The organism is Spirillospora sp. NPDC048823 (genome assembly GCF_043198445.1).
GTDB lineage: Bacteria > Actinomycetota > Actinomycetes > Streptosporangiales > Streptosporangiaceae > Spirillospora.
The window spans coordinates 543,155-558,858 of sequence record NZ_JBICUT010000003.1 but is presented as its reverse complement, the minus strand read 5'-3'; the positions used below and the strand labels follow the sequence as shown (position 1 = coordinate 558,858).

Here is a 15,704-nt window from a genome sequence, read left to right as displayed (position 1 = left end):
GTCGTGGTCGTCCGGCTGTTCACCGGCTGTTTCGAACCCGGCAAGAGTACTTCCCCACCGCACGGTAGATCACGACCGGAGGGCGGCGGGCAACCGGAAAGAGGCGGCCGGGCAAGGTGCCGGCCGCCTCTCGCGGACCTTCGCTCAGTTGAAGGAGTCGCCGCAGGCGCAGGAGCCCGACGCGTTCGGGTTGTCGATCGTGAAGCCCTGCTTCTCGATCGAGTCGACGAAGTCGATGACGGCGCCGGTGAGGTAGGGGGCGCTCATCCGGTCGACGCGCACGGACAGGCCGTCGAAGTCCTGGACCTGGTCGCCGTCCTGCTCCCGCTCGTCGAAGAAGAGCTGGTAGATCAGGCCGGAGCAGCCGCCCGGCTGCACGGCGACACGCAGCGCAAGGTCGTCGCGGCCCTCCTGCTCGAGCAGGCCCCTGGCCTTCTCGGCGGCGGCGTCGGTGATGACGACGCCCTGCTGCGTGGTCTCCTGCGTGGTCTCGCCTGAAACCGTCATGTGTGTCAGCTCCCGGTCTCGCTGCGCCGCACGCGGCGGCGGACTGTCGCTTGTCCTCGAGGACGTCGTACGCCTCTTCCCGTAGGACAACGTACCTCGCCACATGGCCATTCCGCGTATCGGCCGTGTTTAACGCCCGCGGACGGTGCGGTCTACGTCACATCACGGCCGGGCCCCGCATGTGCCATCATTAGTCGTCAAAGCGACGATAAGTCCTCCGTCGCGAAGGGAGACCGCCGTGACCACCCCGGTAAAAGACCTGCCGCTGCTGCTGCTCGGCAGTGACGCCGACCCCGCCAGCGAACGCGGCGTGGACTGCCCCGGCGAGCTGCCGCCGGCCTCCGACCCTGCGCTGGTCGAGCGGGCCCGCGCCGCCAAGGCCGCCCTCGGCGAGAAGGTGTTCGTCCTCGGCCACCACTACCAGCGCGACGAGGTGATCCAGTTCGCGGACGTCACCGGCGACTCGTTCAAGCTGGCCCAGCAGGCGGCGGCCCGCCCCGAGGCGCCCTACATCGTGTTCTGCGGCGTCCACTTCATGGCGGAGTCGGCCGACATCCTCACCGCCGGCCACCAGCGGGTCATCCTGCCCGACCTCGGCGCGGGCTGCTCGATGGCCGACATGGCCACCTTCGACCAGGTCGAGGAGTGCTGGGACGTCCTGGAGGACGCCGGTGTCGCCGACGACGTGGTCCCGGTCACGTACATGAACTCCTCGGCGGACATCAAGGCGTTCGTCGGACGGCACGGCGGCGTGGTGTGCACCTCGTCCAACGCCAAGCGCGCCCTGGACTGGGCCTACGGCCAGGGCGAGGCAGGTTCGGGCGATGGAGACAAGAAGGTCCTGTTCCTGCCCGACCAGCACCTCGGCCGCAACACCGCCGTCCTGCAGATGGGCCTCTCGCTGGACGACTGCGTCGTCTACAGCCCGCACCGCCGCGACGGCGGCCTGACCCCGCAGCAGCTCCGCGACGCCAAGATGATCCTCTGGCGCGGCCACTGCTCGGTGCACGGCCGGTTCACCACGGACGCCGTGGACGAGGTCAGGGAGCGCGTCCCCGGCGTGAACGTCCTGGTGCACCCCGAGTGCCGGCACGAGGTCGTCACGGCCGCCGACCAGATCGGCTCGACCGAGTACATCATCAAGACGATCGAGGCGGCCGAGCCCGGCTCGTCCTGGGCCATCGGAACCGAACTGAACCTCGTCCGACGGCTGGCGAACGCCCACCCGGACAAGAACGTCATGTTCCTCGACAAGACCGTCTGCTACTGCTCGACGATGAACCGCATCGACCTGCCGCACCTGGTGATGTCGCTGGAGTCACTGGCGCGCGGCGACGTGGAGAACGTCATCGAGGTGGAAGGGGAGACCGCGCACCACGCCCGCGCGGCCCTCGACCGGATGCTCGCCCTTCCCTGATGAGGACGTGAGGGCCGGTCACAGGCCGGGCGCGTCCCAGACGGGGAACCACCGGCCGGTGTCCGGCTCCATGGCCAGTTCGCCGGCGAGCGCGTCGCGGACGCGCATCTCGACCGTGTTGTTGCGGCGGCGGCGCGCCCCCGGCTCGCCGGGCGGGCCGGGGGCGAACGGGTAGAACGTCCCGCGGCCGGGCGAATGGACCAGCAGCAGCCGCTGCGGCTCGTCTCCCCTGCGGAAGCCGGCGACCGAGCACAGCAGGTAGGGCCCGTACCCGGCGCCGGTCAGCATGGAGCCGACCATGTGCAGGTCGGCGATCAGCCGATCGAACGCGTCCGGCGGGCGGGTGACGTGCGCCCATCCCCAGCCGTGCGGGCCGGCGCTCATGCCCGTCTCGCGGGTCCCGTCGCCGCGCAGCAGCCGGACGACGTCCCGCTGCGCGCCGCCGAACGCACCGAACGGCCCGCCCTCGACGAGGCGGTGGCAGACTGCGCCGGTGCCGTCCGGGGCGAAACCCGTCACGGCCTCCAGCGCCGGCACGGCGGCGGACAGGTCGAACAGCCGGTCCAGGTCGGGCATGCCGGGCGCGGGACGGCCGAGCAGCCCGTCCAGGATCCCCATGTCAGCCGCCGCCCGTGAGCCGCCAGGAGATGGCCGACAACCGTTCCCTGCGCCGCTCCAGAGTCGGATGGCCGGACAGCAGCCCGTCGACGCCGCCGCTCACCCCGACCACGCACAGGGCGCTCACCGGCCGCAGCGCGCGCAGATCGTGCGGGGACGCGTCCCGCAGCCCGTCACTGATCTTGCCGAGCGCGGACGCGAGGTCGGTGGGACGCCCGGTCAGCAGCGCCCCCGTGGAGTCGGCGCACAGTTCCCGGTGCCGCGACAGCGCGAGCCCGACCAGCGTGCCGACGCCGTGCAGGACGGCCGCCGCCGCCCCGAGCGGCAGCAGGACCACCCCGCCGGCCATGGCCGCCGCCACGCGTCCGGCTCCGTACCTGTCCCGGCCGGTGATGAGGCCCGTCCACCAGCCGAGGAACAGGCCGGCGCACAGGCCGGGGAACGCGGCGATCGCCCCGACGAGGACGTCCCGGTTGGCGACGTGCGCGGTCTCGTGGGCGAGGACGGCGGCGAGTTCGGCGGGTTCGAGGCGGGCGCGCAGCCCGTCGGTGACGCACACCACCGCCGAGCCGGGGCCCGACCCGGCGGCGAACGCGTTGGGCATGTCCAGGGCGGAGACCGCGAGGCGCGGCTTGGGGAGGCCGGACGACATGCACAGCCGGTCCAGGACGGCGTGCAGTTCCGGCTCCTCGTCGGAGGCGACCGGGCGGGCGTCCATCGCGTACAGGGCCAGCCGGTCCGCGGCCCGCACCGAGACGACCGCGATGGCCACCGCCACGGCCGCCGCGACCGCGCCCCAGACCGGACCGGCCAGGAATGCGGGCAGCACGGCGGCCGCGTACACGAGCGCGACCAGGACCGCCGTGGCGAGCATCCGCCAGGCCAGCCCCGCGTCGGGTGCGTCACGGAAGGGCTCCATGGCCCGACGCTAGAGCGGCTTCAGGTTACGGTCAGCGTCTTATGCCACAAATCCAGGACACGAGCCGGTGACGACTTGCCGCGGGTCACAGGCCGGGCGCGCCCCAGACGGGGAACCAGCGGCCGAGGTCGTCCTCGAACGGCAGGTCGGCGCCGACCGCGCCGCGCACCTGAAGCTCCAGCGCGTTGTCGCGCTTGTCTCCCGGCAGGGGTGCGAACGGGTAGAACGTTCCGCGCTTGTAGAGGTAGACGAGCGCGAGGCGCCGCCCGTCGGGGCCGCGGAATCCGGCCAGGGAGCACAGCAGATGCGGGCCGAACCCGCCGGACTCCAGCGTCGCGTTCACCGCGTGCAGATCGGTGACGAGGTCGGGCAGTTCGTCCGGCCGGTGCGTGGCGAGCAGCCAGGTGTAGCCGTAGGTGTCGGTGCTGACCTCGACCTTGGGGCCCTCGTCGGCGTCCAGCAGTTCCCGGACGTCGCTCTGCAGCCGCGCGAACGCGCCGCCCTCCGCGGCGCGGAAGCACACCGAGCCGAGCCCCGTCGGGGTGAAACCCGTCGCCGCCTCCAGCGTGACGGCGGCCGTCGACAGCCCGAACAGCCGGTCGAGGTCGGGTTTGACCGGCTTGGATCGGCCGAGCAGCGTGTCCAGGAAACCCACGGATCAGACTCCCCTGCTGAGCTGGTCGGAGATCTTCGAGAGCTGGGCGAGCCGCTTGTCCAGCGGCGGGTGCGTGGAGAAGAGCGAGGAGACGCTGAAGCCCTTGCCGAACGCCGGGGTGAAGAAGAACGCGTTGAACGCCTGCGCCGACCGCAGATCCTTCGTCGGAATCCGCGCGATCTCCCCGTTGACCTTGGTCAGCGCGCTGGCCAGCGCCGAGGGGCGGCCGGTCAGCAGCGCGGCGGCCCGGTCGGCCGACAGTTCGCGGTAGCGCGACAGCGCCCGGGTGAGCATGAAGCTGATCGCATAGGCCAGGGCGCTGGCCCCGACCACGGCCAGCAGGATCAGCCCGGTGTTCTGGTCGTTGCTGCGGCGTCCGAAGCCGCCCCACAGGCCGAAGTGCAGGCCGAACCGGGTGATCAGGCCCGCGCAGATGCCGAGGAACGAGGCGATCGTCATGACCGCGACGTCCTTGTGGGCGACGTGCGCCATCTCGTGCGCGAGCACGCCTTCCAGTTCCACGGGGTCGAGCCGGCGCAGCAGCCCCGTGGTGACGCAGACGACGGCCTTCTTCTGGTTGCGGCCGGTGGCGAACGCGTTCGGCACGTCGGTGTCGGCGATCGCGACCCTCGGCTTGGGGGCGTCCGACATCGCGCAGATCCGGTCGACGACGCCGTGCAGTTCGGGCGCCTCCTCGGGGGAGACGACCCGGCCGTGCATGGCGAACAGCGTCATCTTGTCGGAGAAGAAGTACTGGGCAAGCAGGAACAGGCCCGCCACGGCCAGCGCGACAAAGGCCCATTCGGGCACGAAGACGAAGAAAGCCCCCACAAAGACGACGTAGACCAGCCCCAGCAGGAACATCGTCACGAGCATGCGCGACGTCAGCCCCCGGTCGGAGGCATAACGCGTACTGGCCATGCGGCCACCCCCTGCGGTTCCCCGATTTCGTTATTCACTTGTCATAACGCGTGAAAGCACGGTTTTGTGCCCGACTGTCCAATTCGAACGGGCCCGCCCCCAGTCCTTACGCGCTCAGTCGGGAATCAATCCCTCGTCCCCGAGCATCGAACGCACCTCGTCGATGTGCGCGTCCGCCGGGGGGAGGATCAGCTCGGACGGGGCCAGGCTGTCGGGCGGCAGCGGCTTGCCCACCTTGCGGACGTTCTCCAGCAGCGCGTGCAGCGCGGAGCGGAAGCCCGTCTCGTCGCCCGACTCGATCGCCGACTCGAGCTCGGCGTCGAGCGTGTTCAGGGCGGACAGCTCCTCGTCCGCCACATCGAGCTGGCCCTCCCCCATCAGGCGGACGATCACTGGGCACCCCCGGGATTCTGCGGCCACTGGGCCTGCTGGGGGGTGTCCTGCTGCTGCGGCTGCGCGGTCGGCGTGCCCTGGTTCAGCTCCTTGGGCGCGGGACCCTGGCCGAGTTCGGCCTTGAGCCGCTCCAGCTCCATGTCGACGCCGGGACCGGAGCCCATCCGGTCGAGCTCGGCCTGGATGTCGTCCTTCGGGCCGGAGAAGTCCTCCAGGGCGCCGGAGGCCAGCAGCTCGTCGATCGCGCCGGCACGCGCCTTCATCGTGTCGGTCTTCTCCTCGGCGCGCTGGATCGCCAGCCCCACGTCGCCCATCTCCTCGGAGATGCCGGAGAACGCCTCGTTGATCTTCGTCTGCGCCTCGGCGGCGGTGTAGGTCGCCTTGATCGTCTCCTTGCGGGTGCGGAAGGAGTCGACCTTGGCCTGCAGCCGCTGGGAGGCGAGCGTGAGCTTCTCCTCCTCGCCCTGCAGCTGCTGGTACTGAACGCGCAGGTCGTTCAGCTGGCCCTCCAGCCCGGACCTGCGGGTCAGCGCCTCGCGGGCGAGGTCCTCGCGGCCCACCTGCAGCGCCTTCTTGCCCTGGTCGGTCAGCTTGCCCTGCTGCTGTTCCAGCTGGTTGATCTGCAGCTCGAGACGCTTGCGCGAGGTGGCGACGTCGGCGACCCCGCGACGGACCTTCTGCAGCATCTCCAGCTGGCGCTGGTAGGAGTAATCGAGGGTCTCGCGAGGATCCTCGGCCCGGTCAAGCGCCTTGTTGGCCTTGGCCTTGAAGATCATCGACATTCGTTTCATCACGCTCATCGCGCGGCGCCGGTCCCTTCGTGCTGTCGCCTCAGTCGCAAACTGGGCTCAATGACCACTGCTGGGGTTCTTATCACCCTACGCGTTAACGCGCGAGGCAGCCACGATGTTCGCAGCCGGTAGGCTGATCCCGTGTTCAAGCGTCGTACCCCGGAGGCCCCGGCGAATCCTCCTCAGGTAGTAAAGCCGGGAGGCAAGGGCCGCCCCACGCCCAAGCGCAGCGAGGCCGAGAAGCGGCGCCGGCAGCCGATCACCGCACCGGCCACCCGCAAGGAGGCCTACAAGAAGCTGCGGGAGAAGCAGGCCGCCGACCGCGCCAAGGTCCGCGCGGGCATGGCCAAGGGCAGCGAGGAGCACCTGCTCAAGCGGGACAAGGGCCCCGTGCGCAGGCTCGCCCGCAACTATGTGGACTCGCGCCGCACGGTCGGCTCCTACCTGATGTACGGCATGTTCGCGATCGTGCTGCTGAGCATGCTCCCGATCCCCATCGCACGCCTGCTGGTGCTGTTCGCGCCACCGGTGCTGCTCTTCGTGGTGTTCGCCGAGGGCATCCTGCTGAGCCGCGGCATCAAGAAGCTGGCCGCCGAGCGCTACCCCGAAGAGGACGCCAAGGGCGTCGGCATGTACGCGGCGATGCGGGCCATGCAGATCCGCCGGCTGCGCATCCCGAACCCGCAACTCAAGGTCGGCGAGAAGGAGAAGGTCTGACCGGACGGCCCGTCCCCGTCCGGAACCGCCCCCCGGGTCTGTCACGTGTGCGGTTTCCGTCATGGGATTCCCGGTCAACGGCGGGCTAGGGTCTGGGTCATGGAGTTCCGAAACCTGGGCCGGAGCGGTCTGAAGATCAGCGAGATCGCGTACGGCAACTGGCTCACCCACGGCTCCCAGGTCGAGGAGGACGCGGCGCGCGCGTGCGTGCGTGCGGCCCTCGACGAGGGGATCACCACCTTCGACACCGCGGACGTCTACGCCGGCACGCGCGCCGAGGAGGTCCTCGGGCGCGCGCTCAAGGGGCAGCGCCGCGAGGGGCTGGAGATCTTCACCAAGGTCTACTGGCCCACCGGCCCCGGCATGAACGACCGGGGCCTGTCCCGCAAGCACATCATGGAGTCGATCAACGGTTCCCTGCGCCGTCTCGGGACCGACTACGTGGACCTCTACCAGGCCCACCGCTTCGACTACGAGTCGCCGCTGGAGGAGACGCTGCGGGCGTTCGACGACCTCGTCCGCCAGGGCAAGGTCCTCTACGTCGGGGTGTCGGAGTGGCGCGCCGACCAGATCGAGAGCGCCCTCAAGATCGCCGACGAGATGGGCTTCGACCGGATCGTCTCCAGCCAGCCGCAGTACTCGATGCTGTGGCGGGTCATCGAGGAGGAGATCGTTCCGCTGTGCGAGCGGGAGGGCATCGGCCAGATCGTCTGGTCGCCGATCGCCCAGGGCGTCCTCACCGGCAAGTACAAGCCGGGCGGGCCGCTGCCCGAGGGGTCGCGCGCCACCGACGACAAGGGCGGCGCCGACATGATCAGGCGCTACCTGAACGACGACCTGCTGACCCGCGTCCAGGACCTGGAGCCGATCGCGGCCGATCTCGGGCTGTCGATGGCGCAGCTCGCCATCGCCTGGACGCTGCAGAACGCGAACGTGGCGGCGGCGATCGTGGGCGCGAGCCGCCCGGAACAGGTCGCCGACAACGTGAAGGCCGCCGGGGTGCAGCTGGACGACGAGGTGATGAAGCGGATCGACGACATCATCGACCCGGTCGTCATCCGCGACCCGGGCAAGACCGCCAGCCCCAGCCGGCGCCCCTGACCGGCCCGCCCGGACACCAGCGCGAAGGGCCGCGGAGCCTCAGCCCCGCGGCCCGTCCGCGTGTCCCCGTCTCACTCCGGTTCGTGCAGGCTCATCTCGTAGACCAGAGACTCGCCGTCCAGCAACGCCACCTTGTCGACCTCGCCGGAGCGCAGCCCCCGCCAGTTCTCCCCCAGCCAGCTCTCCGCGTCCGCCTGGGTGGAGAAGGTCTCTTCCGACATGCCGACCGTGTGCCCGTCGGCCTTCTCCAAACGCCAGCTCCACGCCATCGCGTTCGACCTCCCTCGTCGCGCTGAGACTAGCCGCGTCGCGCCCCTCAGGATGCGGCCTCGATGGCGCGGCGCATCGCTTCCGGGCTCTCGATGTCGGACGAGCCGAGCGTGCGGCCGTTCACCTGCACACTGGGCGTGCCCCGGACGCCGCCCGATATGTAGCCCTGGCTGACCGTCTTCACGCTCTCGGCGTAGCGCTGCTCCTTGACGCACGACGCGAAGCCGTCGTCGGCGGCCACGAGGTCCCCGGCCCAGACGAGCAGGTCCTCCGTGGAGTACCCCGGGGAGTTGAGGGTCGCCGGCTGGTGGGCGTACAGGGCGTCCTGGTAGGAGAGCCAGCGTGCTCCGTCGCCGACACAACGCAGCGCGGACGCCGCCCGGAGGGAGTTGCCGTACGCCGGCTGGTTGCCCTCGCTGAAGACGACCATCGGGCGGAACACGACCTTGGCCTGCCCGGAGACCGCCAGTTCCTTGAGCATGGGGTCGTTCTTGCGGTCGAAATCGCCGCAGTGCGGGCAGGCGAAGTCCTCGTAGACCTCGACGACGGGCGATTCGACGCCCGGCCGCGCCATGGCCAGGCCGCCGTCGGGGAGGGGCGTGGCCTCCGCACCACCGGCGATCTTCCCGACCGTCAGTTCGACGTCGCCGCCGCCACCGCCGCCACCGCCGTCGTCGCCCCGGACGACCACGAAGAAGACCACCGCCGCGGCCAGCAACAGGACCAGGCCGCCCGCGGTCAGCGCGATCACCAGACCGGCGGCACCGCCCTTGCCCCGGTGAGGCGGCGGCGGCCCGAACGGGCCGGGCGGGCCGGGCTGCCAGCCGGAGCCGCCCGGCGGCGGGCCGGGGGGCGGGCCGTAGGGCGGTTGGGCACCGGGGCCCGGCGAACCCGGCCATGGTGCGTTCGGGGGGTTGCCCACGGGGCCTCCTGACGGGGGGACGGCGTAATCCTTCCAGGCGAGCGTAATCGTAGAGTTCCGGGCAAGATGAACATCGAGCTTCGCGGCATCGCCGCCCCGGAGGGCTGGCCCGCGCAGGGGTGCCGCTGCGCGTCCTGCAGCCGGCTCCGCGCCGCAGGTGTCCGGCACGAGCCGGCCGATGTCGTCATCGACGGCGTCCCGCTGCAGTCCTGGCCCCGGACGGACGTGCCCGGCGGCTACGAGGTGCGCGCCCCGCACGGGCATCGGGTGCTGGTGGCGGCCGGCCCCGGGGCAAAGCCGGAGCCCGCCGCCGGCGCGGAGTACGACGCCGTCCTGCTGGACCTGGCCGGTTCCCCGGAACACCTCGGCCGCCTTCGCCGCACGGGGGCGGTGACGCCCATGACGGAGGTGGTGGCGATGCACGTGGACCACCGCATCTCGTCGCCCGCCGAACTGGAACGCCGCATGGACTTCTGGAGCCGTCCCCGGCACGGCCCGCATCGGACCCTTCTTCTCGGCGGGGCACGGTCGGGCAAGTCCGCCGAGGCGGAACTGCGTCTGGCCGCCTGCCCGGACGTCCTCTACGCCGCGACCGGGCCGGCCGGCGACGGCGACCCGGAATGGAGGGAGCGCGTCGCCGCCCACCGGCTTCGCCGCCCGGCATGGTGGCGCACGGCCGAAACGACGGACCTGGTGGACGTCCTGGAATCCGAAACGGGCGCGGTACTGGTGGACGGCATCGGCACCTGGCTCGCCGCCGCCATGGACGAGGCCGCCGCATGGGACGACCCGGCCCTGGCACAGCCGTCTCTGGACGATCTGGTCACGGCGTGGCGCGGCACACGGGCGCGCGTGGTCGCCGTGAGCGACGAGGTCGGCCTGTCGCTGGTGCCGGCGACGCCGTCCGGGCGGGCGTTCCGCGACGTGCTCGGCCGGCTCAACCAGCGGCTGGCGGCCGAGTCCGAGGAGACGGCGCTGGTCGTGGCGGGCCGCGTCACGGAGCTCGGATGATCGCCGGTCTGCGGCTGGCCGTCACGCTGCTCACGGTCGTCCCGCTCGGGACGGACCGGGTCGACCGGGGCGCCGCCCGGACGGCCATGCTGCTCGCCCCGGCGGCCGGCCTGATCACCGGCGGCGCCGCCGCGCTGGTCCTGCTGGCGGGCGGCCTGCTCGGTCTGCCCGGTCTCCTGGCGGCGGCCCTCGCGGTGGCCGCCACGGCGGCGGTCACCCGGGCCCTGCACCTGGACGGCCTGGCCGACCTCGCGGACGGTCTTGGCAGCGGGCGTCCAGCCGCCGGCGCCTTGGCGGTCATGAAGCGGTCCGACATCGGCCCGTTCGGCGTCGTCACCCTCCTGCTGACCCTGCTGATCCAGGTCACCGCCCTGGCCGCGGCCCCGCATCCCGCCGTCGCGGCGCTGGTCGCGGCGGCCGCCGGCCGGCTGGCGCTCCCCTGGGCCTGCCGCGCCGGTGTCCCCGCCGCCCGCCCCGGCGGCCTCGGCGCACTGGTCGCGGGCACGGTCCCCGTCCGCGCCGCGTCGGCCGCCACGGCCGCCGTCCTGGCCGCCGCCGCGGCCGCCGGGACGGCCGCCGGGGGCCTCGGCGGCGCGCTCCACGCCGTCGCGGCGGTGGCCGCCGCGCTGGCCGCCGCCCTGCTCGTGCTCCGCCACGCCGTGCGCCGTCTGGGCGGTGTGACCGGCGACGTCCTGGGCGCCCTGGTCGAGATCGCCGGCACCGCCGCCTTGATCGTTCTCGCTGCCGTGCCGCCGGGCGGATGACTCGCCGGGACGGGCAATGCTTGATCCAAAAGGACGAAACCGGTCACCGGGACGACTAACATCGTGCTACGTGACGAGCATCAGCCTTGACAGCGCAGCCCTGGCCAGCATCGACGTCGACGCGATCGTGGTCGGCGTCGCACCAGCCGAGGCGGGCCCGGTGCCGGCCGCCGGCGCCGAGGACCTCGACCGCGCGCTGGACGGGCGGCTCACGGAGGCGCTGGGCGCGCTGGGCGCCACCGGCAAGGCCGGCGAGATCACCAAGCTGCCCGCGCTAGGCGCCGTCACCGCCAAGGTCATCGTCGCCGCCGGGCTGGGCGAGACGCCGTCCGCCGAGAACGTGCGCCGCGCCGCCGGCGCCGCCGTCCGCTCCCTCGCCGGCACCGCCAGGGTCGCCGTCGCGCTGCCCGGCCTGTCCGCCGGGGGATCCGCCGAGGACGTCGAGGCCGTCGCGCTGGGCGCGCTGCTCGGCGCCTACTCCTTCGACTCCTACCGCACCGGTGACCAGCACAAGAGCCCGGTCGAGGAGATCCTGCTGGTCTCCTCCGCGGCACCCGGCGGCGCCGAGGCGGCCGTGGAACGCGCGCGGACCCTCGCCGCCTCGGTCACGCTGGTCCGCGACCTGGTCAACACCCCGCCGTCCCACCTGTCCCCCGAGGACCTCGCCGGCGAGGCCGAGCGGGTCGCCGGCGAGACCGGGCTCTCCATCGAGGTGCTGGACGAGAAGGGCCTCGTCGAAGGCGGCTACGGCGGCATCGCGGGCGTCGGGCAGGGCTCGGTCAACCCGCCGCGGCTCGTCCGCCTCTCCTACACGCACCCTGAGGCGTCCAAGACCCTCGCCCTGGTCGGCAAGGGCATCACGTTCGACTCCGGCGGCCTGTCCCTCAAGCCCGCCGAGGCCATGGACTGGATGAAGTCCGACATGGGCGGCGCGGCAGCGGTGCTCGGCGCGCTGTCCGCCATCGCCGCGCTCGGCCCCCGGGTCAACGTGGTCGGCTACCTGGCCATCGCGGAGAACATGCCGAGCGGCACCGCCCAGCGCCCGTCCGACGTGCTGCGCATCTACGGCGGCCAGACCGTCGAGGTCCTCAACACCGACGCCGAGGGCCGCCTCGTCCTCGCCGACGCCCTCGTCCGCGCGGGCGAGGACTCCCCCGACCTGATCGTGGACGTGGCCACGCTGACCGGCGCGCAGCTCGTCGCGCTCGGCACCCGGACCACCGGGGTCATGGCCAACGACGACGACGTCCGTGAGAAGGTGGTCGCGGCGGCCGAGCGCGCCGGGGAACCGTCCTGGGGCATGCCCCTTCCGGCGGAGCTGCGCAAGGGCCTCGACTCGGCCGTCGCCGACATCGCCAACATCAGCGGAGAGCGGTGGGGCGGCATGCTCGTCGCCGGGATTTTCCTCAAGGAGTTCGTCCCGGACGGCGTCAAGTGGGCCCACCTCGACATCGCCGGACCGTCGTTCAACAAGGGCGAGCCCTACGGCTACACCCCGAAGGGCGGCACGGGCGCCGCGGCCCGGACGCTCGTCCAGATCGCCGAGGACGTCGCCGCGGGAATTCTGTAGGGGGTCCGCCCGCTTTCCGGGTGGAGAACAGAATAGATTTTCTCGTGGCGGTGGGGGCCCGGAACCCGGTGCGCCCCGCCCCGCCCAGGGCGCCCCGGACCACGCGGGCGCCACAACCGGGGAAAGGGAGCGACCAGTGGCCAACAGCGGCCCCTTCGACATCGTCGTCCTAGGTGCCGGCAGCGGCGGTTACGCGTGTGCGTTGCGCGCCGCCGAGCTCGGCAAGTCCGTCGCGCTCATCGAGCGGGACGAGTCCCTCGGCGGGACGTGCCTCAACCGCGGCTGCATCCCCACCAAGGCGCTGCTGCACGCGGCGGAGGTGGCGGACCAGTCCCGCGAAGCGTCGTCGATCGGCGTGAGGACCACGTTCGAGGGCATCGACGTCGCCGGTGTGAACGCCTACAAGGACAAGGTCGTCACGACGACCGTGAAGGGCCTCACCGGGCTGATCAAGTCCCGGGGCATCGAGGTCGTGCACGGTGCCGGGCGGCTCACCGGCCCGACCACGGTCGAGGTCACCACCGCCGGCGGGCAGGTCCGGATGATCGAGGGACGGCACCTCGTGCTCGGCACCGGATCGGAGCCGAAGACGCTGCCCGGCCTGGAGTTCGACGGCGAGCGGATCATCTCCAGCGACCACGCGCTGCGGCTCGACCGCGTCCCGGGCTCGGTCGTCATCCTCGGCGGCGGCGTGATCGGCGTCGAGTTCGCCAGCGTCTGGCGCTCGTTCGGCGCAGAGGTCACCATCGTGGAGGCCCTCCCGCACCTGCTGCCGCTGGAGGAGGAGTCCAGCTCCAAGCGGCTGGAGCGCGCGTTCCGCAAGCGCGGCATCAAGTTCGAGGTCGGCACCCGCTTCGAGAGCGCCAAGACGACGCAGGGCGGAATCGCCGTCACCCTCGAAGGCGGCAAGACGGTCGACGCCGAACTGCTGCTGGTCGCGGTGGGACGCGCCCCGGTCTCCGAAGGGATCGGCCTGGCCGAGGCCGGCGTCGAGACCGAGCGCGGGTTCGTCAAGGTCGACGAGTACTGCCGGACGAACGTCCCCACGATCTCGGCGGTCGGGGACCTGATCCCGACGCCGCAGCTCGCCCATGTCGGCTTCGCCGAGGGAATCCTCGTCGCCGAGCGGCTCTCGGGCCTCACCCCGCCGCCGATCGACTACGACGGCGTCCCCCGCATCACCTACTCCGCCCCCGAGGTGGCCTCGGTCGGCATCACCACCGCCGTGGCCAGGGAGCGCGGGTACGAGATCAAGGAGGTCACCTACGACCTCGCGGGCAACCCCAAGAGCAAGATCCTGGGGACGCAGGGCGAGGTGAAGGTGATCGCGGCCGTGGACGGTCCCGTCCTCGGTCTCCACATGGTCGGCGCCCGCGTCGGCGAGCTCATCGCGGAGGGCCAGCTCATCTACAACTGGGAGGCCCTGCCGGGCGAGGTCGCCCAGCTGATCCATCCCCACCCGACCCAGTCCGAGGCGGTCGGCGAGGCTCATCTCGCCCTCGCCGGCAAACCACTGCACGTGCACGGCTGAACGCCGCACAAGTATTCCGAAGGAGTCGCTGAGACATGCCGGTCTCCGTCACCATGCCCCAGCTCGGCGAGAGCGTCACCGAGGGCACCGTCACCCGCTGGCTCAAGAAGGAGGGCGAGCGCGTCGAGACCGACGAGCCGCTTCTGGAAGTGTCGACCGACAAGGTCGACACCGAGATCCCGTCGCCCGCCTCGGGCGTCCTGACCAGCATCACCGTCGCCGAGGACGAGACCGTCGAGGTCGGCGCCGAACTGGCCGTCATCGGGGACGAGGGCGAGGCGCCGTCCGGCGGCGGCGCCCCCGCCGCCGGGGAGCAGGAGGCCCCGGCCGCCCAGGCCCCGGCAGCCCAGCCCCCGGCGCCGGCCCCGGAACCGGAGCCGCAGCAGGCCCCGCCGCCCGCCGCCTGGCCGCCGCCCGCGCAGGAGCAGCCGCCCGCACCGCCGACCCCGGCGCCCGCCCCGGCCCAGCAGGCCCCCCCGCCGGCCGCGCCGCAGCAGGCCCAGGCGCAGCAGCCGTCCGCGCCCGCTCCGGCCGAGGCGCCGGCCGGTGAGGGCCCGTACGTCACACCGCTGGTGCGCAAGCTCGCCGCCGAGCACGGCGTGGACCTGTCCACGGTCAAGGGCACCGGCGTCGGCGGGCGCATCCGCAAGCAGGACGTCCTGGAGGCGGCCCGCGCCGCCCAGGAGGCGGCCCGGGAGGCGCCCCCGGCCCCGGCCCCGGCCCCGGCTCCGCAGGCCCCCGCCGGCCGGCACGCCGCACCGGCACCCGCCGGCGCCCCCGCCGAGCAGCTCGCGCTGCGCGGACGCACCGAAAAAATGTCGCGCATGCGCCAGACGATCGCGCGCCGCATGGTGGAGTCGCTGCAGGTCTCCGCGCAGCTCACCACCGTCGTCGAGGTGGACATCACCAAGATCGCGCGGCTGCGGGAGCAGGCGAAGGCCGACTTCCAGGCCCGCGAGGGCGTCAAGCTGTCGTTCCTGCCGTTCTTCGCGATGGCGACGGTCGAGGCGCTCAAGGCGCACCCGAAGATGAACGCGCTCATCAACGGTGAGACCAACGAGGTCACCTACCACGACGTGGAGAACCTCAGCATCGCCGTGGACGTGCCGGAGCGCGGCCTGATGGTCCCGGTCGTGCACAACGCGGGCCAGCTCAACCTGGGCGGTCTCGCGCAGCGGATCGCCGACCTCGCCGAGCGCACCCGCGCCGGCAAGGTGAGCCCGGACGAGCTGGCCGGCGGCACGTTCACGCTGACCAACACCGGCAGCCGTGGTGCGCTGTTCGACACCCCGATCCTCAACCAGCCGCAGGTCGGCATGCTCGGCACCGGCGCCGTCGTCAAGCGTCCCGCCGTCATCGACGACCCGGACCTGGGCGAGGTCATCGCGGTGCGCTCGATGGTCTACCTGGCGCTGACCTACGACCACCGGCTGATCGACGGCGCGGACGCCGCCCGCTTCCTCGCCACGATCAAGCACCGCCTGGAGGAGGGCAACTTCGAGGCCGACCTCGGCCTCTGACCGTTTCCCGCGGACCTCGGTCCGCCCGACGATCCGGGACCCCGCCGCGCCACCGGCCGGCGGGTCCCGCGCATGTG

At 72.3% G+C, this 15,704-nt stretch carries 17 protein-coding genes; 8 read left to right on the top strand and 9 right to left on the bottom strand.

Annotated elements, in window-relative coordinates:
* Positions 1-144 precede the first annotated feature (144 nt).
* Entirely contained in the window at positions 145-507 is a 363-nt protein-coding gene (locus tag ACGFK0_RS10180) for a HesB/IscA family protein (RefSeq protein WP_392902521.1), read from the bottom strand.
* A 238-nt stretch (positions 508-745) separates the two neighbouring features.
* Between ACGFK0_RS10180 and nadA the strand changes: the two genes are divergently transcribed.
* Positions 746-1,924 (top strand): quinolinate synthase NadA, encoded by a 1,179-nt coding sequence (nadA, locus tag ACGFK0_RS10175; protein WP_392902518.1) that lies wholly within the window; start codon positions 746-748, stop codon positions 1,922-1,924.
* Positions 1,925-1,942: 18 nt separating this feature from the next.
* On the opposite strand, the gene ACGFK0_RS10170 is transcribed toward nadA, so the two are convergent.
* The 6 genes from ACGFK0_RS10170 to ACGFK0_RS10145 form a co-directional block, all read right to left on the bottom strand.
* A complete protein-coding gene (locus tag ACGFK0_RS10170) occupies positions 1,943-2,542 on the bottom strand; it encodes a hypothetical protein (protein ID WP_392902516.1) in 600 nt (199 codons plus the stop codon).
* Position 2,543: 1 nt separating this feature from the next.
* The gene (locus ACGFK0_RS10165; protein ID WP_392902514.1) at positions 2,544-3,461 is read right to left on the bottom strand and encodes a M48 family metalloprotease; all 918 of its coding nucleotides are present in this window, start codon (positions 3,459-3,461) and stop codon (positions 2,544-2,546) included.
* Between the two features lie 85 nt (positions 3,462-3,546).
* Positions 3,547-4,116 (bottom strand): hypothetical protein, encoded by a 570-nt coding sequence (locus ACGFK0_RS10160; protein WP_392902512.1) that lies wholly within the window; start codon positions 4,114-4,116, stop codon positions 3,547-3,549.
* 3 nt (positions 4,117-4,119) lie between these two features.
* The gene (gene htpX / locus ACGFK0_RS10155; RefSeq protein WP_392902509.1) at positions 4,120-5,037 is read right to left on the bottom strand and encodes a zinc metalloprotease HtpX; all 918 of its coding nucleotides are present in this window, start codon (positions 5,035-5,037) and stop codon (positions 4,120-4,122) included.
* A 114-nt stretch (positions 5,038-5,151) separates the two neighbouring features.
* Positions 5,152-5,430, bottom strand: a complete 279-nt coding sequence (locus ACGFK0_RS10150; RefSeq protein WP_392902507.1) for a hypothetical protein — start codon at positions 5,428-5,430, stop codon at positions 5,152-5,154.
* Positions 5,427-6,230 (bottom strand): PspA/IM30 family protein, encoded by an 804-nt coding sequence (locus tag ACGFK0_RS10145; protein ID WP_392902504.1) that lies wholly within the window; start codon positions 6,228-6,230, stop codon positions 5,427-5,429. The genes ACGFK0_RS10150 and ACGFK0_RS10145 overlap by 4 nt, the downstream gene beginning before the upstream one ends.
* Before the next feature lie 132 nt (positions 6,231-6,362).
* Between ACGFK0_RS10145 and ACGFK0_RS10140 the strand changes: the two genes are divergently transcribed.
* Complete coding sequence (locus ACGFK0_RS10140) at positions 6,363-6,938, top strand: DUF3043 domain-containing protein (RefSeq protein ID WP_392902502.1); 576 nt, start codon at positions 6,363-6,365, stop codon at positions 6,936-6,938.
* A 99-nt stretch (positions 6,939-7,037) separates the two neighbouring features.
* A complete protein-coding gene (locus ACGFK0_RS10135) occupies positions 7,038-8,039 on the top strand; it encodes an aldo/keto reductase family protein (protein WP_392902501.1) in 1,002 nt (333 codons plus the stop codon).
* Between the two features lie 71 nt (positions 8,040-8,110).
* Here ACGFK0_RS10135 and ACGFK0_RS10130 read toward each other — a convergent pair whose 3' ends face one another.
* Complete coding sequence (locus ACGFK0_RS10130) at positions 8,111-8,308, bottom strand: hypothetical protein (protein ID WP_392902500.1); 198 nt, start codon at positions 8,306-8,308, stop codon at positions 8,111-8,113.
* A gap of 47 nt (positions 8,309-8,355) precedes the next feature.
* Positions 8,356-9,231 carry a DsbA family protein gene (locus ACGFK0_RS10125; RefSeq protein WP_392902499.1) on the bottom strand — a complete coding sequence of 292 codons (876 nt, stop codon included), beginning with the start codon at positions 9,229-9,231 and terminating at the stop codon, positions 8,356-8,358.
* A gap of 66 nt (positions 9,232-9,297) precedes the next feature.
* On the opposite strand from ACGFK0_RS10125, the gene ACGFK0_RS10120 reads away from it, so the two are divergent.
* From ACGFK0_RS10120 to sucB, 5 genes are all read left to right on the top strand, one after another.
* Positions 9,298-10,242 carry a bifunctional adenosylcobinamide kinase/adenosylcobinamide-phosphate guanylyltransferase gene (locus ACGFK0_RS10120; protein ID WP_392902497.1) on the top strand — a complete coding sequence of 315 codons (945 nt, stop codon included), beginning with the start codon at positions 9,298-9,300 and terminating at the stop codon, positions 10,240-10,242.
* A complete protein-coding gene (locus tag ACGFK0_RS10115; RefSeq protein ID WP_392902495.1) occupies positions 10,239-11,006 on the top strand; it encodes an adenosylcobinamide-GDP ribazoletransferase in 768 nt (255 codons plus the stop codon). Before ACGFK0_RS10120 ends, ACGFK0_RS10115 begins: the two co-directional genes overlap by 4 nt.
* 16 nt (positions 11,007-11,022) lie before the next feature.
* Positions 11,023-12,576: a leucyl aminopeptidase gene (locus ACGFK0_RS10110; RefSeq protein ID WP_392902491.1), complete on the top strand. Its 1,554-nt coding sequence runs from the start codon at positions 11,023-11,025 to the stop codon at positions 12,574-12,576.
* 136 nt (positions 12,577-12,712) lie between these two features.
* Positions 12,713-14,107: a dihydrolipoyl dehydrogenase gene (lpdA, locus tag ACGFK0_RS10105; protein ID WP_392902489.1), complete on the top strand. Its 1,395-nt coding sequence runs from the start codon at positions 12,713-12,715 to the stop codon at positions 14,105-14,107.
* Positions 14,108-14,142: 35 nt separating this feature from the next.
* Positions 14,143-15,627: a 2-oxoglutarate dehydrogenase, E2 component, dihydrolipoamide succinyltransferase gene (sucB, locus tag ACGFK0_RS10100; RefSeq protein WP_392902487.1), complete on the top strand. Its 1,485-nt coding sequence runs from the start codon at positions 14,143-14,145 to the stop codon at positions 15,625-15,627.
* The last annotated feature ends 77 nt before the right edge of the window (positions 15,628-15,704 follow it).